Origin of the sequence: Streptomyces sp. NPDC127098 (genome assembly GCF_042722465.1) — a bacterium.
Taxonomy (GTDB): Bacteria; Actinomycetota; Actinomycetes; order Streptomycetales; family Streptomycetaceae; genus Streptomyces; species Streptomyces millisiae.
This window is the reverse complement of sequence record NZ_JBHXFJ010000039.1, coordinates 1-19757: the sequence shown is the minus strand read 5'-3', so window position 1 is coordinate 19757 and position 19757 is coordinate 1. Positions and strand designations below refer to the sequence as shown.

The window sequence follows — 19757 nt, the reverse complement described above, 5'->3', positions numbered from 1 at the left end:
TTCGCTCACTGCCGTGGGGAACCGTCTTCAAGATCGGCGGGGTCGAGGACGCGCAGGCCCAGGGTCTCGGAGCCCACGTCGCGGTGCTCGGGCGGCGCCGGCTGCCGGGTGCTGGGCGGCCGCTGGAGTCGCGGCCTGACCTGCGCCGGCGGCTGGGGCCTGGGCAGCGGCTCCGCCGCGATCGGCTCGTCGCCCTCGGCGAGGGGCGCCCGGTCCGAGTCGCTGCCGCCGCCCCAGGAGTGCAGCACCGCGCCCAGCAGGATGCCGCCGGCGCCGACCACCAACTCGCGGACCCTGGCCAGGTCGTCGCGCCGCACCTGGCTCGGGTCGCAGACCACCAGCACGCCGTCGACCCGGTCGGTGAGCGCGATCGCGTCGGCGTAGGAGAGGACGGAGGGGGCGAGCACCACCACGACGGCGCCCTTGGTGTCGGCGTGCCCGATCAGCTTGGTGGCGGCCGGCGAGGTCAGGGCACGTGGCACGTTGCGCACCCGGCGCCCCGGCACGAGGTCGAAGATGCCGGACTCGCCGCCGTCGATGGGCACCCGGGCGCCCGGCCAGCCGCTGTCCTGGCCCCGCCCGCCGCCGCTGCCCGCCCAGCCGGGGCGGGCGCCGTCGGCGTGCCTGAGCTGTTCCGAGAGGGTCGGGGTGCGCAGGTCGGCCTCGACGAGCAGCGCGTCCATACCCATCTCGGCGAAGGCCGCGGTGAGGTTGACCGAGGTGGCGAGCGGCGTCTCGATGCTGCCACGCGGGGCGACCACCAGCAGCCGGCGGCGCTGCGCGAACGTCTCGTCGTAGGCGAGGCGGAACGCGACGGAGCGGTACTCCTCGGCCAGCCGGCCCTCGGCGAGCAGCTGGTCGGGGTGGCCGCGCCCGGTGCGCGGCAGCACGCCGAGCACGGGCGCGCGCAGGGCGCGGGTGACGTCGCCGGCGGAGCGCACGGTGGGGTCGAAGACGAGCCTGACCCAGGCGGCGAGCAGCCCGAGGCCGATGCCGACGACGTAGCCGAGGCCGAGCAGCAGCGGCAGCCCGGGGCCCGACGGGCTGGTGGGCACGCTGGCCTCGGTGATGACCCGGCCGCCGCTGGTGTCGAGGGCCTGGAGGCCGGAGATGCTGGAGGTCAGTTCGGAGAGCTCGGCGGTGACGGTGGACAGGTCGGCGACCGCGTTGTCGTAGGCGGTGGTGCCCTCGATCAGGTTCTGGTCCAGGTCGAGCTGGATCTGGTCGCGGCGCTCCAGCAGCGGGGCGCGCTGCTCCTCCAGGGCGGCGACGTTGTGGGCGATGGTCTCGTCGGCGTCGGCCTGCCGGTGCGCGAGGTAGGCGTCGACGAAGGCGTTGGCCCGCTCGGCGGCGACCCGCGGGTCGTCGGCCGAGTAGGCGAAGCGCAGCACCTCGGTGTTGGGCGGGTTGGTGACGGTGAGGCCGCGCTTGAGCGAGCCGGCGGCGCTCGGCCGGCCGAGGGCCTCGGCGGCGCGCTGGGCGACGACGTCGCTGACGGCGGTGCGGCGCTCGGAGCCCATCACGACGCGGTCGACGGCGGTGGGCGCGAACGGGTCGGCGGTGGGCACCCGCACGGTGATCTCGCTGGTGGCGATGTACGTCTCGTTGCTGGAGAGCCCGAGCCAGGCGCCGCCGGCGAGGCCGAGCAGGATGCCGCAGACGATCAGCAGTCGGTAGCGCAGCAGTTGGCGGAACTGGTCGCGCAGCAGGTCGGGTTCGTCGTACGGGTGGTGGCCCGGGAGCCCGCCCGGGTTCCCGCGACCGTCCTCGCGCACTGCGCTCATGCGGTACTTCCTCTCGAGTGGGCGGCGCGGGCCTCGTCGAGCAGCGCGGTGACGCGGCCGAGCCCGGCGGCACGGGACAGGTGGGTGCGGGCGTAGTCGGCGCCGCGCGCGCCCATGGTGTCGGCGGTGGCCGGGTCGGCGGCCAGCTCGCGCGCCGCCGCGGCGAGCGCGGCCGGGTCCTCGGGCGGGACCAGCATGCCGGCCTTCGACCTGCGGATCTCCTGGGCCGTGCCGCCCTGGGCCGCGACGGAGGCGATCACCGGGCGGCCGGCGACGAAGTACGAGGTGAGCTTGGACGGCAGGCTCATGTCGAGGACGCTGGCGCGCTGGGTGACGACGAGGGCGTCGGCGGCGGCCAGCACGTCGGGGAACTCGTCGTCGGACGCCGGCGGCAGGAAGTCGACGTTGGGCAGCCCGGCGGCCAGCTCGACGAGGCGGCCGCGCTGGCTGCCGTCGCCCATCAGCACGACGCGCAGCTCGGGGGCGTGCCGGGCGGTCTCGACCAGCACGTCGAGGCCCTGCTTGAGGCCCATGTTGCCGGAGTGCAGCAGCACCGGCCGCCCCTCGGGCCAGCCGAGCCTCGCCCTGGTCTCCCGGCGCGGGGCCGAAGGGCCGGCGACGTGCGACCAGTTGGGCACCAGGCGGATGCGGTTCTCGGGCACGCCGAGGGCGGTGACCCGGTCGCGGAAGCTGTCGTGGATGATGCCGACGAGCGTGGCGTCGCGCAGCATCCGGCGCTCGACGGCGGCCGCCGCGCCGGCCGCCCGGCCGCCGCCGCTGATGCCGCTCTGCTCGGCTGCCGCGCCCATCAGGTCCTGGACGATGGGCAGGTAGGGCACGCCGTGGCGCTTGGCGAGCCGGGCGGCGAGCAGCCCGCCGGCCAGGCTGGGCACCTGGGCGACCACGATGTCGGGGCGGCCCATCCGGGGCGGGGCCAGCACGCCGTGCGCGAGGATGGTCGCCTCGTAGAGGGCGCGGCGCGCGGCGGTCTGCCGCGGCGGCACGGTGTGCCGCCTGCGGTGTATCAGGACTCCCGCCCGACTGTCCACGCTGCGCCACTTCCCGCGATAGGCCGGATCGACGCGCCAGGAGGGGTAGTGCGGCATGCCGGCCAGCACGTGCACCTCCGCCTGCCGCTCGGCCGCCCAGTGTTCGGCGAGCTGCGCGGCGTAGGGACCGATGCCGGCCTGCTCCGGCGCGTAGTTGGTCGACACGAGCAGCAGCCGCTCGTGCGCCACCACACCCTCACTCATGGTAGTTCCCCTCCCCGGTGCACCTCCCCCGTGCGTGACGGGTGCTCAGCCTATCCCCAAAGTTTGCACACCATGTCAGCATCCGGACCTGTTCTGTGAGGAGTTGGGGCTAGAGTGGGGGATCCTCTTTCGCGACGGGCCAGTGGGGGGTTCGGGCGTATGCAGCATGCCGTTCGCCATACCGTGGGCTACGCACCCGGGGTCTACGACCTCTTCCATGTGGGGCATCTCAACCTCCTCCGGCACGCCAGGAGCCGCTGCGACTACCTCGTCGCCGGTGTGGTGTCGGACGAGATGGCGCTGCTGGCCAAGGGCCGCCCGCCGGTGATCCCGCTGATGGAGCGGCTGGAGATCGTGCGGAGCATCCGGTTCGTGGACGCCGCGTTCGTGGAGACCGTGCCGGACAAGCTGGAGACCTGGCAACAGGTGCGGTTCGACGTGCTGTTCAAGGGTGACGACTGGCGCGGCACGCCGCGCGGGGACAAGTTGGAGCGCGACTTCGCCACGGTCGGCGTCGAGGTCGTCTACTTCCCCTACACGGTGCACACGTCGAGCACTCAGCTGCGGGCCGCGCTGTCGGCGTTGACGGCGGACAGTTCGCGGAACCACTTGACGGAGAACGCGGCGCAGAACGCGACATAGGCGCAGCACAGGGCGGCGTAGCCGAGGCGGAACGCCCGCTCGTCGCCGAGCAGCAGGAACACCGCGCACATCACCCCGTAGTCGACGGGCAGCAGCGCCACGGCGCGCAGCCGGGACGGCGGGGCCTGCGGGGCGGCGGCGGGCGCGGCAGCGGGGCGCGGTTTGAGCTTGTCGGTGAGCAGGCCGCCGAAGAAGACGAGTACGGCGGCGAGTTGGAAGACCAGCGGCAGCAGCAGCCAGCCATCGCTGGGTAGTTGGAAGTGGCGGTAGAAGGCGATCAGCACCGCGCCGTGCAACGCGGTGATCTTGGCGCAGTCCACGGTGTGGTCGAGCCACTCCCCGGCCGGGCTCGACCGGCCGCGCAGCCTGGCGAGTTGGCCGTCGGCCGAGTCCAGCGCGAAGCCCAGCACCAGCGCCGCGTACACGCCCACGGCCAGCGGCCAGGACGGCGGCAGGGCCGCCACCGCGGCCACCCCGGCGAAGCTGAACACCGCGCTGACCACCGTGACCTGGTTGGGCGTCAGACGCAGCCGGTAGGCGGCGGCCGCCAGCCGGCGGCCGAGCGGGCGGTTGACGTACCGCGAGTAGAGCGACACCCCCTTGGCGGTCTTCTGTGCCCCCCGCAGCCGTTCGAGCGCCGCTCCGTAGCTCAGCTCAGCCACCGTCCATCACCTGGTCCCCACCTGCTCACACACCGGATCCGGCTCCCCCGCGATGCGTGGCATCATCGCATGGGCGGATAGCATGCGGGGGCCACAGCGCCCATGGGACGACGGGGAGGACCGACGATGCGGCTGCGAGCACGGCTGTCGACGACCGTGGCTGGGCTGACCGCGGTCCTGACGCTCACGGCGACCCTGTCGGGGTGTATGACGGTGCACGGCGAGGAGGCCATCGTGCCGGCCGCCGACACCGAGGAGGCGCAGGACGTCCTCGAGAACTACGTCGAGGTCTACAACGAGGCCAAGCCGGCCAACGACTCGGAGCTCAACGCGACGATCGAGGTCGGCGGCCTGGGCGCCATCAACGGCGCCGTGCTCGACGCGCGGGCCGGAGCCATCGCCGACGCCGAGGAGCAGGGCGACCAGCGGATCATCGACCAGATCAACGAGGCCTACGGCCCGGAGGCGTTCACGCCCCTGGAGCTCGAGGACGTCCGGTACCACATACCGGAACAGGCCGGTTGGCCCAAGTTCTTCATCGCCGACGCGCAGTCGAACCTGACGGACAGCCGCTGGCTGCTGGTCTTCACGCGGAACGCGATCGACGAGGACTGGCGCGCCTCCTACCTGGGCCAGGTGCCCACCGCCCAGCTGCCGGAGTTCGCCGAGGAGGAGAACGGCGCCCTGGTGGACATCCCGCTCACCGGGACGGACGGGGACGACCTCGCGGTGGCGCCCGGCGAGCTGAGCGCGGCCTACGCCGACTACCTGACGGCCGGCGGCGTCGACCCGACGTTCACCGCCGGCCCGTACACCACCGAGGCGCTGGCCGGCCGCGAGGAGGCCAACGGCAACGCGGCCTTCCGCACCGACTACATCGACGAGCCGGCCGAGGACGAGCAGTACGCGCCGGTCGCCGTCCGCACGGCGGACGGCGGGGCGCTGGTCTTCTTCACCACCGTGCACAACAGCAAGCAGACGGTGGCCGAGGGCGAGGACCCGGTGGAGGTGCTGAGGCTCGACCCGGCGTCGCTGGCCCTGATGGACGGGGAGGCGCGGCGCGCCGTCACCTGGCAGCGCGTCGCCTACCAGGTCGCCTACGTGCCGGCGGGCGAGGGCCAGGTGGAGATCCTCGGCCAGAGCCGCGGCGCGACGTCCGTCACCGGCGAGTAGGCCAGGCGGAGGTGCCGGCCGGCTCCTCCTCGTCCTCGGCCGGCAGCCCGGCGGAGGCGTCGGTCAGCGCCTCGAGCAGCGACAGCGGCTCGGGCAGCGGCCGCTCGGGGCCGTACAACCAGCGCACCCCGGTCGCCGCTGTGGCGCCCGGGGTGCGGGATGGCGGCACGAGCACGTAGCTGCCGCGGCAGTGCCAGCGGAGGCCCGGGTGCTCGTCCAGGGTCTCGGGATGGCAGTCCAGCTCGCACGGCCACCACTCGTCCTCGTCGTCCGGGGTGCCGCGGGTGGCCGTGAAGAACAGCATCCGGTCGTCGACGACGGCGACCGGGCCCACCTCGGTGCCCTCGGCCGAGAGCCGCTCCAGCGCCGCCCGGCCGGCGGCGGCCGGCACGTCGAGCACGTCGTGGGCGCGGCCGGTCGCGGTGACGAAGTTCGCCTCCGGCGCGCCGTGCAGCCAGCGGAGCACCTGGTCGCGGTCGGTGGTGGCCTGCGTCTGCCAGGCGAGGGACACGGGGTGCCGGCCGGGCGTGGGACAGCCGATGCGCTCGCAGGAACAGCCGTAGTCGTCGGGGTGCGCGGCGGGCGCCAACGGGAAGCCGGCCTCGGCGGCGGCGAGCAGCAGCTCCTCCCTGACCCTGGCCGCGGCCGCCCCGGCGGCGGCCTCCCGAGCTCCGCGACGCAACCACCGAGGGAGTCTGCTCTCGCGTTCCATGGTCCCCCTACCGCCTCACTAGCCGTTTCCCGAATCGTGCAGCGCGGGAGGCGCGGTGCTTATTCCGTGGAAACGTCTCAGCTGTCACTCGGTTGTAAGTTGTAACGAACCATCCTGCCCTGCGATGCCCTCCGATGGGTAATCGGGAGAAACCCACCCCTCGGTGACCATCGATGGCGCGGCGCACACGCCATCTCCCCACGGACCGTGTGTTACGGCGCGGCAGCGGCAGCGCTCCGCGCGGGGATCGACCCCACCCACCCGCCCCTTTCGCGCTCCGCGCGGCGGGTGGCGGCTCCGCCGCACCCGCCCGCCCTTCGGCCGGATACGCGGCCCAGCCGCAGGCCGGCGCCGCCCCCGTGCGGCGAAGCCGCAGACGGCTGGCCGCAGGCCACCACCGCGCCGCGCCCACCCACCCGCCCTCGTCGCGCTACGCGCGGGCCGCGCGCCCGTGGCGGCTCCGCCGCACCCGCCCGGCTACGGGCCACCAGGCCCGGCCGCAGGCCGGATTCGCTCCGCCGCGACGACCCTCCCGGAGGCGGGCGGCACGGCACCGCCGGCGCCGCCCGCGGCGAAGCCGCAGCGCACACGGCCGCAGGCCGAGACGGCGTCCGCCGCCGAGCCACGGACCGCCCGGCCGCTTCGCCGCGCAGCGGCCCGCCCGGGGGGCGGGGGCACGGCACCGCGGACGCGGCCCGCGGCGAAGCCGCAGCACGCACGGCCGCAGGCCGGAACGGCGTCCGCCGCCAAGCCACGGGCCGCCTGGCCCAGCCACAGGCCAACGCCTCGCCGCGCCACGACCTGCCCGGCGGATCGGTGGCCGACACCGGAAGCGCCGCCCGTGCGGCGAAGCCGCAGGCTGCGCAAGGCCACCCGCCGAGGGCGGGTGGGCGGCGCGGCGCGGCCCGGCCGCAGGCCGTCGCGCAGGCGGGAGGCGGCCGTCAGGTCGCCGGCCAGACGCCGCCCCACGGCGTGTCCCGCGCCGTGCGGTAGTCCGCGCCCTGGCGGCGGGTGACGGTCTCCCGCCGGAGGCCGGCGGCCGGCTCCGGGTCGCACAGGTCGAGCAGCACCTGGCCCTTGCGGAGCTGCGGGCGGCGGACCACCCGCGCCCGCGCCGGCGCGGCCACCGGCAGAGACGTCGCCGCCACGTAGGAGAACTTCTCGTCCTCGTAGGGCAGCACCCCGCCCTTGACCCGCCGGTGCAGCGCCGAGCGGCCGACGCGGGCCGCGAAGTGGCACCAGTCCGCGCCCGGCTCGATGGGGCAGGCCGCGTCGTGCGGGCAGGGCGCGGCCACCCGCAGGCCGGCGGCGAGCAGCCGGTCGCGGGCGGCGCGCACCCGCAGGTAGCCGTCGGGGGTGCCGGGCTCGATGACCAGGACGGCGGCGCCGGCGGCCGTGGCCGCCGCGTCGACCACCCCGTCGCGGGCCGCCTCGGGGAGCTCGCCGAGGAGGTAGGAGACGGTGACCAGGTCGGCGGTGGGGAGCCGGACGCCGGGCGCGAGCCGTTCACGGCGCCACTCCACGCGGAACGCGGCATCCGCCGCCAGCTCGCGGCCGAGCGCGAGCGCGGGCTCCGACCAGTCGACGACGACCGTCTCGCGGTCGCCGGGCCAGGCGTCGGCCGCCGCCCAGACCGCCGCGCCGGTGCCGCCGCCAAGGTCGAGGTGGCTGGCCGGGGCCCAGTCCGGGAGCCGCGCGGCGAGTTGGTCGAGCGCGGCGGCGATCGCCTCGTGGGTGGCCGGCATCCGGTAGGCGGCGTAGGCGACGGCGTCGGCCCGGTCCCGCAGGATGGGCGTCGCGGCGACGGTGCGCCCCCGGTAGCTGGCGATCAGCCGCTCGACGGCCGCCGCGGCCTGCCGTGGCGGCAGGCCGTCGAGCAGCCGGTCGAGGGCGGCGCCCAGGGGCGTGGTGGTGGGGCTGGTCACCGCCGCAGTGTAGGCACGGCGGCGGTGGCGGCGCGCCGCCACGGGCGGCACAGCAGCAGGAAGCAGGCCGCGGAGAGCAGCACCGAGGCGAGCTGGACGACGGCCATCGGGACGGCGGTGTCCTCGCCCGCGACGCCGACCAGCGGCGAGGCGACGGCGCCGACGAAGAACTGCGAGGCGCCGAGCAGGGCGGCGGCGGAGCCGGCCGCGTGCGGGGCCCGCTGCAGTCCCTCGGTGTTGGCGTTGGGCAGCACCAGCGGCATGGCGCCCATCAGGACGAAGAGCCCGGTGGCGACGGGCACCAGGCCGAGGTCGCCGAAGACGCCGGTGGTCATCAGCAGCAGGGAGGTGGCGGCGAGCACCAGCAGCGCGTGTCCGACGGCCATGATCCGGTGCGTGGGGACGCGGCCGACCAGGATCTTGCCGTTGACCTGGCTCATCACGACCAGGCCGACGGAGTTGACCATGAACAGCAGGCTGAAGGTCTGCGGGGAGGCGCCGTAGATCTCCTGGATGACGAACGGTGAGGCGGCGACGTAGGCGAAGAGGCCGGCGAAGGTGAGGCCGCCGACCAGCAGGTGGCCGGTGAAGACGCGGTCCCTGAAGAGGCCGCCCATGGTGCGCAACGCGGCCGGCAGGCCGCCGCGTTCGCGGCGCTCGGCGGGGAGGGTCTCCGGCAGCCAGCGGGCCGCGACCAGGGTGAGCAGCAGCCCGGCGACGGCGAGGACGACGAAGATGCCGCGCCAGTCGGTGAACCGCATCAGCTGCCCGCCGAACACCGGGGCCAGGATGGGGGCGAGGCCGGAGATCAGCATCAGGGTGGAGAAGAAGCGGGCCATGGCGACGCCGTCGAACATGTCGCGGACGATGGCGCGGGCTATGACGACGCCGGCCGAACCGGCGAGGCCCTGGACGAGGCGGAAGGCCGTGAGCGTCTCGACGTTGGGCGCGACGGCGCAGGCCACGGAGGCCAGGACATAGCCGCCCATGCCGGCGAGCAGCGGCAGCCGGCGGCCGAGCTGGTCACTCATCGGGCCGACGATCAGCTGCCCGAGGCCGAGGCCGAGGAGGCAGGCGGTCAGGGTGAGCTGGACGGTGGCGGCGCCGGTGCCGAGGCTGTCGGCGACCTCGGGGAGAGCGGGGAGGTAGGTGTCGATGGAGAGTGGGGTGAGGGCGCTGAGGCTGCCCAGGATGAGGGTGAGCAGCAGTCCGGCCCGCCTGCGGCGTGAGAGCTTCGGTGCTCCTTCGCCGGCGGTGGCGGGCCGGGGGATCTGGGTGGCGGTGTGGTCTTGGGCGGGTTCGGCCGTCGGGGATTGGCCGGGCTGAGTCATGCACCTCTCCGGTGATAGCGCTCGGAACAATCCGATCATCCCATGATTGGCCGGACCACCCCCGCTTCTTTTCCTCCCTCCGGGGGACCCCACGCGGTGCGTTTCGTCACACGCCCCGGCTACGGACGCCGCCGCTCAGCGCCGCGCCACGCTGAGCAGGTGCGAACTGGCGGCCAGCAGCTCGGGGTACGGCTCAGCCATCCGGGCCGCGGCCAGCGCCGACTCGAACAGCGGGGTACCGATCACCGATTCGCCCGTGAACTGCTCGGTCGCTTTGAGCATCCCCCAGGTCGGCCCCTCGACGCCGAACACCTCGACCCCCTCGAACCCCGCCGCGGCGACCTCACCCCGTAGCTCGTCGGCACTGTGGAAGTAAGCCTGGGTGAAGGACTTCTTCCCGTCATGGACCCGGGACTCGAGGATTCCCGCGATGCTCCGCCGGACGTCGTCCCGGTGCAGGTGCGCGAAGGCCGTGTGCTCGAACAGTGAGGCATACCTGTTGATGCCGGCGGCGGCCAGGAGCCCTCCGGGGCGTAGTACGCGGAACGCCTCGGTGAGAGCCTGCCGCCGGTCGCCGGCATCAGTGAGATGGTAGAGCGGACCGAGGAGCAGCACGACGTCGAACGAGGCGTCGGCCATGGTGAGTTGCCGCGCGTCGCCCAACTCGGTGGTACATCCGGCGATCTGTCCAGCCTGGTCGACATGGCGGGGAACCGGATCGACCAGGTGCACGCCGTAGCCGTCCGCGATCAGCCACCGCGCGTGCGTCCCGGGCCCACCGCCGACGTCGAGCACCCGCGCCGGGGGCCGGGGCAGGTAGCGGCGCAGCAACTCCTGGGTACGCAGGAGCTCCAATGTGCCGTCAGCCGACGACGACAACCGGTCGGCCTCGGTGACCTTCGAGGTGTAGAACGCCATCACCTCGGGAGCTATCCGTGGAACAGTCATGTGAGCCTTCTATTACCGCAGGTAGGTGCGCTGCCACTCGGCCGACGACATGCCCTGGGCAGCGTTGGCGAGTGCGATGGCCGACGGCGTCTTGAGCTTCGCCCGTGTGCTGTCCACCCACTCCTGGGCATTGCGGTAGCCCTGTTCCAGGTACTCGAGGCCCTGGATCATGCACTCCAACTTGTCGGCGTCGTGAGCGACCAGCACTTCGAGGGAGTCGCCGTTCTCGTACTCGTCCACGATGGCCTGGATCCCGGCGGCCACGACCGGAGGGGCGTCGGCCACCTGGTCCGCCGTGACGTCCTCGTTCCTGGCCGCGGTGAGGTAGCGACGTCCCACCCACGGGATGTCGCCCACGCGCGTCTCCTGGGTGTCATGAAAGGTGCACAGCAGAGCACCTTCGCCGGATCGGCACCTTCGAGCATCGCCAGCACGGACCCGATGATCGCCGTGCGAAAGCTGTGCTCGGCGATCGTCTCCGGATCCTTCACGCCCGCGATCCACCACCCGCTGCGCTTGCCGCGCTTGAGCGTCCCCATCTCCATGAGGTACGTGACCGCCCCCCGGGCGTGCTGCTCGTCCAACATGCGGCGTCCTCTCCGTGGATCAGGCTCTGGTCATTCGTAGACCGCAGTTCAACTGCTCCAGCTCCCGCCGGGCTCGCGACGACGCGCTGTCCGAGTCGAGCAGTCGTAGCACCCGACCAGCAAGGTCGGCGGTGAGGCGCGCGTCAACCGTCAGCAATGCCGGGTGCGCGGCAAGCAGGGCCCACACCGAGTGCACGTTCAGGTCGATACACGCCAAGCCGGGGTCGAGTCGACTGGCCATGGCCCGTAGCAGAGCGCTCGCATCCCACTGTCGCGAGGAACGGGAAGCCATGAAGCCGTCATCGGCCCGCGGAAGAGGGTCCAGTCCAAGCCAGTAGGCCCAGTAGTTCAAGTTGGCGGCTTCTCCGGCATCGTCCTGCATGCCGTGGTCAATGAAGGCCCAGAGCACATCCTGTTCCCCGTGCCTCGTCAGGGAGGTGGCGATCGACCGTGCGTCCGACCACTCCAGGGGCGAGGTGAAGGTGAACCGCATCGGTTTGCGCATGTGGCCGACCCAGGCGTGGGTGTCTGGGGCGCTGTCATAGCTGCACAGGTAGACGGCCTGTCGCCGGAGTAGGGCCCCGTCTTGGCCGAGCCTTTCGGCTTCCTCGGCGCACCGCCTGAGGTGGCTGAACGCAGCCTGACGCTCCGCTGCCGGCAGGAGCGGGGAATCGGGGGTCGGCCCTCGCCGACGCGGCGTTTCGGGAGGGTTTTGCGGAAGCGCCGCCGGGGGCGCCCCCGTGAGTGCCCAGGCGATCATGTGGGCGGCAGTTCGGGTGTACACCCACTGGGCGAGGGGATGGTGCTCAACGCTCTGCCGCGAGGGCACTGGGTTCTCCAGCGCGTGGGTGATGACCGCGTCCGCCTGACCAGCGGCCTCCAGAAGCACCACGAGTTCGGGATCGGCGGCGTTTGGGCGTCAGCCTGCTGGATTGAACTACCTGAGAATCTCCGACTCAGGTCACCAGGTCACCTACGGCGCTGCGGACGCGCTGGGGATCGACCCGCCGGCCGTCTTCGTCGAGGTCCATCGGTCCAACATGAGCAAGCTCGACGCGGACGGCCGGGTCCTCCGCCGAGCCGATGGCAAGGTGCTCAACGGCCCCGGCTACCGACCACCCGTCCTCGACGGGCTCGTCGAGTGGCCGCCGGCCGGTTCCTGAGCGCCCCGCCGGGACCGACACGCAACCGGGAGGTGCCCGTGTACAACCATGAACCCGCCGACTACCACTGCCCGTTCTGCCACCTCACCCCGGATCGGGAACCCGACGTGGTCTACCGCGACGAGCGCGTCTTCGCGCTGGTCTGCCCCCGCTGGTGGCTACGGAACGCGGGCCATCTGCTGGTCATCCCCGTCGCCCATCACGAGAACCTCTACGACCTGCCCGCCGCCGACGGCCACGCGGTCTTCGACGCCACCCGCGTACTCGCTCGCGCCATGCGCACCGCCTACGGCTGCGCCGGGGTCTCCACCCGCCAGCACAACGAGCCGGCCGGCGACCAAACGGTCTGGCACTTCCACCAGCATCTCTTCCCCCGCTACCCGGGCGACGACCTCTACGGCACGCCCCCGCAGCCCGACTGGCTCCCCGCCGACCGCCGTCGCGCCTACGCGGAACGGCTGCGCGCTGCGCTCGCCTCCTGGTGACGACCCGGCCCGCCGTTGGTGGTGGCGGGCCGGGCGGTCGACCGGACTACGCGGGCCGCAGGCCGGGGGCGCCGGCCGGGGAGACGAAGGTGGCGGCGGTGAGGACCCCGGCGCCCGGGGTGGTGACGGTGGGCACCACCCGGTACTCGGCGGTCAGTTGGCGGCTGTCCAGGGTGAGCACCACGTACCCGCGGCGGCCGTCGTAGAAGCGCAGGTGCGGGTTGGCGCCGGTCAGGGCCGGCCAGTTGGCCGGTCGTTCCGAGCCGTTGCCGCCGCTGGAGATCGAGCTGGTGACCAGTTCGACGCCCAGGGTGCGGGAGGCCGGGTCGTCCCAGTCCGCCTTGAGGTCGAAGGCGTAGTGGACGTGCACGTCCCCGGTCAGCACCACCAGGTTGTCCACGCCGGCGTCGCGGGCGGCGGTCAGGAAGCGCTCGCGGGCCGCCGGGTAGCCGTCCCAGGCGTCCATCGACAGCGGCCACGGGCCCTCGACCCGGTTGCGGCGACGGGCCAGCACCACCTGCTGCGGCACCAGGTTCCACACCGCGCGCGAGCGGCGCCAGCCGTCGGCCAGCCAGCGCTCCTGGCTCGCGCCGAGCAGCGTGCGTCCCGGCGCCGCGACCTCGTCCGTCGGCACCTGCCAGCCGTCGCCGAGCGCCTGGTCGTCCCGGTACTGGCGGGAGTCGAGGATGTCCAGCTGGGCGAGGCGGCCGTAGTCGAGACGCCGGTGGAGCCGGGCGTCGGGGCCGTGCGGCAGCTGGGCGCGGCGCAGCGGCATGTTCTCGTAGTAGGCGCGGTAGGCGGCGGCGCGGCGGACCAGGAACTCCTCGGGCGGCACGTTGTTCTCGGGGATCGAGCCGGCGTAGTTGTTCTCCACCTCGTGGTCGTCCCAGGTGACGACGAACGGGTGCGCCGCGTGCGCGGCCCTGAGGTCCGGGTCGCGGTGGTAGAGGGCGTAGCGCAGCCGGTAGTCCTCCAGGGTGACGGTCTCCCGGTTGAGTTCGGCGGGCAGCGCGTCGGGGCCGGTGTAACCGCGGGCGCCGGCGGCCGAGTTGACCGGGTACTCGTAGAGGTAGTCGCCGAGGTGCAGGACGGCGTCGATGTTCTCCTCGCGGGCCAGGTGGCCGTAGGCGGTGAAGTAGCCCTGGTCGTAGCGCTGGCAGGAGACCAGCGCGAAGCGCAGCGACTCGGCGTGCGCGCCGGGGGCCGGCGCGGTCCTGGTGCGGCCGGTGGGGCTGGTCCAGCGGCCGACGTGGAAGCGGTAGTGGTACGTGGTGGCCGGGCGCAGCCCGTCGGCCTCGACGTGCACGGCGTGGTGGAACTCGGGGTGGGCCTCGGTCCGGCCGGTCCGCTCGATCCGGCGGAACGCCTCGTCCCTGGCGATCTCCCAGCGCACGGTGACCGGTTGGGCCGGCAGCCCGCTGTCGACGGCGAACGGCTCGGGTGCGAGTCTCGTCCACAGCACCACCGAGTCGTGGCGCGGGTCCCCCGAGGCGACGCCGAGGGTGAAGGGGTCGACGGTCAGCGCCTCCGGGTCGAGCGGTTCCGCGGCCTGGGCGGTGTTGGGGAGGTTGGTGGAGAAGGCGATGGCCGCGGCGGCGCCGGTGACGGTCAGGAAGCGGCGTCGGTCGAGGAGCCGGGCCGCGACACGCAGCGCGTCCGTGGGAGAGGACTCGGGAGGGCGGGCGGGAGAGGAGGAGTGCGTCATATCGTCGAGTGCAGCGGGGCCGGCCGTCCGCCGGCCATCCCGCGCCCGTCGCGCGCATGGCGTCTCCATGACAATCCGGCCGGCCGGAATAGCCGCGGTGGGCCGCGAGTTGAACGCCACATGACCAACGATCCCGAGGTGCTGCGCTACGCCGCCTTCACGACAGACCCCGAGGGCGGCAACCCGGCGGGCGTGGTGCTGGACGCCACCGGCCTGTCCGACGCGGCCATGCAGGACATCGCGACCTCCGTGGGCTATTCGGAGACCGCGTTCCTCACCCCGACCGGCGAGGCCGGCCGGTACGCGGTGCGCTACTTCAGCCCGCTGGCCGAGGTGCCGTTCTGCGGGCACGCCACGGTCGCCACCGCGGTGGCGCTGGCCGAGCGGCTCGGCCCCGGCGAACTGACGTTCCACACGCCCGTCGGCGAGGTGCCGGTCGTGGTGCGGCCGGGCGACGACGGGCCGGCGGCGACGCTCTCCAGCGTCGAACCGCACCAGGAGCCGGTCGCCGCCGCCGACCTGGCCGAGGCGCTGGCCGCGCTCGACTGGTCGGCCGGCGAGCTCGACCCCGCCCTGCCGCCGGTGATCGCGTTCGCCGGCGCCCGGCACCTGGTGCTCGCGGCGGCCGACCGCAAGCGGCTGGCCGCCCTCGACTACGACTTCGAGCGGCTGAAGTCCCTGATGCTGCGCCTGGACCTCACGACGCTACAGCTCGTGTGGCGGGAGTCGCCCACCGTGTTCCACGTGCGCGACCCGTTCCCCGTGGGCGGGGTCGTGGAGGACCCGGCGACCGGCGCTGCGGCCGCCGCGCTCGGCGGCTATCTGCGGGAGATCGGCCTGGTCGAGCCGGCGGCGGTCCTCACCCTGCACCAGGGCCACGACCTCGGCCGGCCGTCCCTGCTGACGGTCGAACTGCGCGCCGCCGACCCCCGCGTCCACGTCTCGGGCACGGCGGTCCGCATCCCGGACGGGACGGCGTAGCGGGCGCGCGGCGCGTCACACGCGCAGCCGCCGCACCCGTTCGTGGGTGTGCGCCTCGATGTCCTGCACCGTGGTGTGCAGCAACTGGTGCGACAGCTCGGAGAGCGCCCGCGCCACCGCCAGCTCGCGCCCGATGTCGGGCACGTTCTCGTCGGCGGGATGCGCGCGGGCCACGCCCTCGGTGACCAGCACGACGTCCGGTCGGTCCTCGAGGCGCGCCTCGGCGCGCGTCATCCGCCCGCCGTCGTCGCTCGAGTCGATGGACAGGCGCACGTTCCAGGTCTCCTCGTGTGCCATGATCGGCCTCCCTGGTGAACATCGGGAACGTCTGAGGAGTGCTCGGGCATTCGCCCTTCTTCCATGGTCGCTCTCGCTCGCCGCCACTGCACACCCCCTGGTCGGGGCCCCGTGCCGGGCCGGAGCCCGGGTGCTGGCAAGCTGGGGGCTTGGGGGAAGCCGGGCCGTACGACAGACCAGGTGGACCGATGCCGGAGCGAACGACAGCAGGACCCAGCGGCGCCGAGACACCCGCCCGATGGGCGGTGGCCCTGCGCCGCACCCCGGTGTCGATGTGGCGGGACGACATCGACCACTGGGCCGCGGCGCTCACCTACTACTCGGTGCTCGCCGTCTTCCCCACCCTCTTCGTGGCCCTGTCGGTCATCGGGATCATCGACTACCGGGTGGCGCAGGAGCTGCTGTGGCAGTTCAGCGCGCTGGTCCCGGCCGGCTCCCGGGGGGACGTGGTGAGCGCGCTGCACGACCTGGCCGACCAGCGCTCGGCGGCCTGGGTGGTGACGGTGGTGGGCGCGGTCAGCGCGCTGGTGTCCGCCTACAACTACCTGGCCATCTTCCGGCGGGTGCAGCACGCGATGCACGGCGTGACCGACCACCGCGCACCTTGGCGGACCATCCCCCGCACCATGCTGTCGGCCCTCGGGCTGCTCGCCCTGCTGGTCGGCAGTGCCACGGTGCTGGTGCTCACCAGCGGCGCGGTGCGCGTGATCGGGCGGCTCCTCGGGCCGGGGGAGGCGGGCAGCACGGCGTGGGAGCTGCTGAAGTGGCCGCTGCTCGTGCTGCTGGTGACGGGCCTGGTGCTGGTGCTCTTCCGCACCGGCCCGGCGGGCGCCCAGGTGCCGGCCAGGGGCGTGCCGGGCGGGGCGCTGGCGGTGCTGCTGTGGCTGGTGACCTCGGCCGCGTTCGCGCTGTACGCCTCGGGGGTCGGCACCTACGACCGGCTCTACGGCTCGCTGGCCGGGATCATCGTCTTCCTGGTGTGGCTGTGGGTGTCCAACCTGAGCCTGCTCGCCGGGGCCCAGTTCAACGCGGAGCTGGCCCGGCTCACGCCGCCGCCGGCGCCGCCGCGCCCGGCCGTGCCGCCGCTGCCGGCGTACCCGCCGGCCGCCGGCCGGGCGCCGGTGCCCGCCAGGCCCACGGCCGGGAAGGACGACCTGCCGTGACCCGGCCGCCCGTGCCGCTCGACGACCTCGACCGGAAGATCGTCGCCGCGCTGATCGCCAACGCGCGGACCAGCTTCGCGGAGATCGGCGCGGCCATCGGCCTGTCAGCGCCGGCCGTCAAGCGCCGCGTCGACCGGATGCGGGAGGCCGGCGTGATCACCGGCTTCACCGCGACCGTGCTGCCCGGCGCGCTCGGCTGGCGCACCGAGGCGTACGTCGAGGTCTACTGCGACAGCGCCGCTCCGCCGCGCCGGCTGGCCGAGGTGGTGCGCGACTACCCGGAGATCACCGCGGCGATGACCGTCACCGGCGGCGCGGACGCGTTGCTGCACATCAGGGCCACCGACATCGAGCACTTCGAGCGGGTGCTGGAGCGGATCAGGGCCGAGCCGTTCATCCGCAAGACGATCAGCCAGATCGTCCTCTCCCACCTGATCGCCAACTCCCCCGAGGCCGGAGCCAGCCCGAGCCCCCCTCCCGCGCAATGAACCGCCGCCTGGCGGCCTGACGACGCAACGGTCTTGCGCACACGCGCAAGTGCCGTTTCTTGTCGCCCACATCCTCCCGTTTCTACCGTCAAAGGGAAGAACCGAGAGGAGAGTCGCCAGTGCCAGGCAAGCTCGCCCGCCCGCGGCGCTACCTGATGTGCGAGCCGCGCCACTTCGACGTGGCCTACGCCATCAACCCCTGGATGGACCCGGCGGGCACCGTCGACCGGTCCCTCGCCCAGGCCCAGTGGACCGCGCTGGTCGACGCGTACCGCACGCACGGCCACACCGTGGAGACGATCGCCCCGGTGCCCGGGCTGCCGGACATGGTGTTCGCCGCCAACTCGGCGCTGGTGGTGGGCGGTCGGATGCTGGGGGCCAGGTTCCACGCCCCGCAGCGGCAGCCCGAGTCCGGCGCCTACCTGACCTGGTACAAGGACGCCGGCTACCAGGTCCACGAGCCCGCCGAGGTCTGCGAGGGCGAGGGCGACCTGGTCCCGGTCCGCGGCCTGGTGCTGGCCGGCACCGGCTTCCGCACCACCCGGGCCGCCCACGAGGAGGTGCGGCGGCACTTCGGCCTCCCGGTGGTCACGCTGCCGCTGATCGACCCGCGCTTCTACCACCTGGACACCGCGCTGTTCGCGCTGGACGACGGGCCCGAGGGGAACATCGCCTACTACCCGGGCGCCTTCTCCGCCGAGGCCCGGGCCACGCTGGCCGAGCTGTTCCCCGACGCGCTGCTCGCCACCCGCGAGGACGCGCTCGCCTTCGGCCTCAACTCGGTCTCCGACGGCCGCCACGTCTTCGTCGCGCCCCAGGCCACCGGCCTCGTCTGCCGCCTCGCCGAGCGCGGCTACGTCCCCGTCCCCGTCGACCTGTCGGAGATCCACAAGGCCGGCGGGGGCATCAAGTGCTGCACCCAGGAGCTCCGGCCATGACGAACCCCACCCGCCACTCCCACCGTTCCTCCGCCGAGCTGATCCGCGCCGAGGAGACCACGCTCGCCCACAACTACCACCCGCTGCCCGTCGTCGTGGCCCGCGCCGAGGGCGCGTGGGTCGAGGACGTCGAGGGCCGCCGCTACCTCGACATGCTGGCCGGCTACTCGGCCCTCAACTTCGGCCACCGCCACCCCGCGCTGATCGAGGCCGCGCACCGCCAGCTCGACCGGCTCACCCTCACCTCGCGCGCCTTCCACAACGACCGGCTCGCCGACTTCGCCGAGGGCCTCGCCGAACTCACCGGGCTCGACATGACCCTGCCGATGAACACCGGCGCCGAGGCCGTGGAGAGCGCCGTCAAGGTGGCCCGCCGCTGGGCCTACCGGGTGCGGGGCGTGGCCCCCGACCGGGCCACCGTCGTGGTCGCGGCCGGCAACTTCCACGGCCGCACCACCACCATCGTCGGCTTCTCCGACGACCCGGACGCGAGGGACGGCTTCGGCCCGTTCACGCCCGGCTTCCGCACCGTCCCCTACAACGACCTGCCAGCGCTGGCCGCCGCGATCGACGAGACCACGGCCGCCGTGCTGATCGAACCCATCCAGGGTGAGGCCGGCGTCCTCATCCCGGACGACGGCTACCTCGCCGGCGTCCGCGAACTGACCAGCCGCGCCGGCGTGCTGTGGATCGCCGACGAGATCCAGTCCGGCCTCGGCCGCACCGGCCGCACGCTGGCGGTGGAGCACGAGGGCGTCCTGCCCGACCTGCTGCTGCTCGGCAAGGCGTTGGGCGGCGGCATCGTCCCGGTCTCGGCGGTGGTCGGCCGGCGGGACGTCCTCGGCGTCCTCACCCCCGGCAGCCACGGCTCCACCTTCGGCGGCAACCCGCTGGCCGCGGCCGTCGGTTCCGCGGTGCTCGACCTGCTGCGCACCGGCACCTACCAGCGCCGCGCCACCGAACTCGGCCGGATCCTGGACGCCGGCCTGTCGGGCCTGGTCGGCGAGGGCGTCCTCGCCTACCGCTGCCGCGGCCTGTGGGCCGGCGTCGACATCGACCCCACCATCGGCACCGGCCGCGAGATCGGCGAACGCCTGCTGCGCGAGGGCGTCCTGGTCAAGGACACCCACGGCTCCACGATCCGGCTGGCGCCGCCGCTGACCATCACGGAGGACGAACTCACCACGGCGATCGAGACCCTGGCGAAGACGCTGGCCCGCGGAGCGGGCCGCGGAGCCGGGTAGCACGGCGGTCGGTGCGGGTCCGCGGCCTGCCGGCTTCGCGGCGGGTTTTCCCCCACCCACCCGCCCTTCCGCGCTGCCGCGAGCCGCGGGCCTGCGGCCCGGGCGCTGCGCGCCCGCGGCGTGGCGCGGGCCGTCGCCGAAGGCGCGGCTCGGCCGCAGGCCGCCGGCCGGTGGTCGCGGCGCTTCGCGCGGTGACTCCCCCGCCCACCCGCCCTTTCCGCGCTGCCGCGAGCCGCGGGCCGCGCGCTCGTCGCGCGAGGCCACCGGCCGGGGGGC

General features: G+C 73.8%; 19 protein-coding genes and 1 pseudogene. 9 read left to right on the top strand and 11 right to left on the bottom strand.

Going from position 1 to position 19757, the window contains the following annotated elements; translation table 11 throughout:
- Positions 1 to 5 precede the first annotated feature (5 nt).
- Entirely contained in the window at positions 6 to 1784 is a 1779-nt protein-coding gene (locus tag ACFWI8_RS23060; RefSeq protein WP_387094692.1) for a lipopolysaccharide biosynthesis protein, read from the bottom strand.
- On the bottom strand, positions 1781 to 3037 hold the full coding sequence (locus ACFWI8_RS23055) for a glycosyltransferase (protein ID WP_387094690.1): 1257 nt from the start codon (positions 3035 to 3037) through the stop codon (positions 1781 to 1783). The genes ACFWI8_RS23060 and ACFWI8_RS23055 overlap by 4 nt, the downstream gene beginning before the upstream one ends.
- A gap of 159 nt (positions 3038 to 3196) precedes the next feature.
- On the opposite strand from ACFWI8_RS23055, the gene ACFWI8_RS23050 reads away from it, so the two are divergent.
- Entirely contained in the window at positions 3197 to 3679 is a 483-nt protein-coding gene (locus tag ACFWI8_RS23050) for an adenylyltransferase/cytidyltransferase family protein (protein WP_311602435.1), read from the top strand.
- On the opposite strand, the gene ACFWI8_RS23045 is transcribed toward ACFWI8_RS23050, so the two are convergent.
- Positions 3595 to 4341 (bottom strand): CDP-alcohol phosphatidyltransferase family protein, encoded by a 747-nt coding sequence (locus tag ACFWI8_RS23045; RefSeq protein ID WP_387094688.1) that lies wholly within the window; start codon positions 4339 to 4341, stop codon positions 3595 to 3597. The genes ACFWI8_RS23050 and ACFWI8_RS23045 overlap by 85 nt on opposite strands.
- A 126-nt stretch (positions 4342 to 4467) precedes the next feature.
- Between ACFWI8_RS23045 and ACFWI8_RS23040 the strand changes: the two genes are divergently transcribed.
- Entirely contained in the window at positions 4468 to 5514 is a 1047-nt protein-coding gene (locus tag ACFWI8_RS23040; protein ID WP_387094686.1) for a hypothetical protein, read from the top strand.
- Here the strand turns inward: ACFWI8_RS23040 and ACFWI8_RS23035 are convergent.
- The 6 genes and pseudogenes from ACFWI8_RS23035 to ACFWI8_RS23010 all read right to left on the bottom strand — a co-directional run bounded on the left by ACFWI8_RS23035 (position 5501) and on the right by ACFWI8_RS23010 (position 11909).
- The gene (locus tag ACFWI8_RS23035) at positions 5501 to 6226 is read right to left on the bottom strand and encodes a bifunctional DNA primase/polymerase (RefSeq protein WP_387094684.1); all 726 of its coding nucleotides are present in this window, start codon (positions 6224 to 6226) and stop codon (positions 5501 to 5503) included. The two genes, ACFWI8_RS23040 and ACFWI8_RS23035, sit on opposite strands and share 14 nt — an antisense overlap.
- A gap of 941 nt (positions 6227 to 7167) precedes the next feature.
- On the bottom strand, positions 7168 to 8151 hold the full coding sequence (locus ACFWI8_RS23030) for a small ribosomal subunit Rsm22 family protein (protein ID WP_387094682.1): 984 nt from the start codon (positions 8149 to 8151) through the stop codon (positions 7168 to 7170).
- Complete coding sequence (locus ACFWI8_RS23025) at positions 8148 to 9482, bottom strand: Bcr/CflA family multidrug efflux MFS transporter (protein WP_387094680.1); 1335 nt, start codon at positions 9480 to 9482, stop codon at positions 8148 to 8150. The genes ACFWI8_RS23030 and ACFWI8_RS23025 overlap by 4 nt, the downstream gene beginning before the upstream one ends.
- Before the next feature lie 135 nt (positions 9483 to 9617).
- Complete coding sequence (locus ACFWI8_RS23020) at positions 9618 to 10430, bottom strand: class I SAM-dependent methyltransferase (protein ID WP_387094678.1); 813 nt, start codon at positions 10428 to 10430, stop codon at positions 9618 to 9620.
- A 12-nt stretch (positions 10431 to 10442) separates the two neighbouring features.
- Positions 10443 to 11017, bottom strand: a pseudogene (locus tag ACFWI8_RS23015) (HD family hydrolase).
- A 19-nt stretch (positions 11018 to 11036) separates the two neighbouring features.
- Positions 11037 to 11909 carry an XRE family transcriptional regulator gene (locus ACFWI8_RS23010; RefSeq protein WP_387094676.1) on the bottom strand — a complete coding sequence of 291 codons (873 nt, stop codon included), beginning with the start codon at positions 11907 to 11909 and terminating at the stop codon, positions 11037 to 11039.
- Positions 11910 to 11949: 40 nt separating this feature from the next.
- Here ACFWI8_RS23010 and ACFWI8_RS23005 point away from each other — a divergent pair, with 40 nt between their 5' ends.
- Together ACFWI8_RS23005 and ACFWI8_RS23000 are read left to right on the top strand one after the other, a co-directional pair.
- Positions 11950 to 12180: a hypothetical protein gene (locus tag ACFWI8_RS23005; protein ID WP_387094674.1), complete on the top strand. Its 231-nt coding sequence runs from the start codon at positions 11950 to 11952 to the stop codon at positions 12178 to 12180.
- 38 nt (positions 12181 to 12218) lie between these two features.
- A complete protein-coding gene (locus ACFWI8_RS23000) occupies positions 12219 to 12665 on the top strand; it encodes an HIT family protein (protein ID WP_387094672.1) in 447 nt (148 codons plus the stop codon).
- Between the two features lie 46 nt (positions 12666 to 12711).
- Here the strand turns inward: ACFWI8_RS23000 and ACFWI8_RS22995 are convergent, their stop codons facing one another.
- Complete coding sequence (locus ACFWI8_RS22995; RefSeq protein WP_387094670.1) at positions 12712 to 14370, bottom strand: alkaline phosphatase D family protein; 1659 nt, start codon at positions 14368 to 14370, stop codon at positions 12712 to 12714.
- 120 nt (positions 14371 to 14490) lie between these two features.
- Between ACFWI8_RS22995 and ACFWI8_RS22990 the strand changes: the two genes are divergently transcribed.
- The gene (locus ACFWI8_RS22990) at positions 14491 to 15351 is read left to right on the top strand and encodes a PhzF family phenazine biosynthesis protein (RefSeq protein ID WP_387094668.1); all 861 of its coding nucleotides are present in this window, start codon (positions 14491 to 14493) and stop codon (positions 15349 to 15351) included.
- A gap of 15 nt (positions 15352 to 15366) precedes the next feature.
- Here ACFWI8_RS22990 and ACFWI8_RS22985 read toward each other — a convergent pair whose 3' ends face one another.
- Positions 15367 to 15648, bottom strand: a complete 282-nt coding sequence (locus ACFWI8_RS22985) for a dsRBD fold-containing protein (RefSeq protein WP_387094666.1) — start codon at positions 15646 to 15648, stop codon at positions 15367 to 15369.
- Between the two features lie 188 nt (positions 15649 to 15836).
- Here ACFWI8_RS22985 and ACFWI8_RS22980 point away from each other — a divergent pair, with 188 nt between their 5' ends.
- From ACFWI8_RS22980 to rocD, 4 genes are all read left to right on the top strand, one after another.
- Complete coding sequence (locus ACFWI8_RS22980) at positions 15837 to 16811, top strand: YihY/virulence factor BrkB family protein (RefSeq protein ID WP_387094664.1); 975 nt, start codon at positions 15837 to 15839, stop codon at positions 16809 to 16811.
- Entirely contained in the window at positions 16808 to 17299 is a 492-nt protein-coding gene (locus tag ACFWI8_RS22975) for an Lrp/AsnC family transcriptional regulator (RefSeq protein ID WP_387094662.1), read from the top strand. Before ACFWI8_RS22980 ends, ACFWI8_RS22975 begins: the two co-directional genes overlap by 4 nt.
- A 155-nt stretch (positions 17300 to 17454) precedes the next feature.
- Positions 17455 to 18237 (top strand): dimethylargininase, encoded by a 783-nt coding sequence (ddaH, locus tag ACFWI8_RS22970; RefSeq protein WP_387094780.1) that lies wholly within the window; start codon positions 17455 to 17457, stop codon positions 18235 to 18237.
- Positions 18234 to 19481, top strand: a complete 1248-nt coding sequence (gene rocD, locus ACFWI8_RS22965; protein ID WP_387094660.1) for an ornithine--oxo-acid transaminase — start codon at positions 18234 to 18236, stop codon at positions 19479 to 19481. Before ddaH ends, rocD begins: the two co-directional genes overlap by 4 nt.
- Positions 19482 to 19757 lie beyond the last annotated feature (276 nt).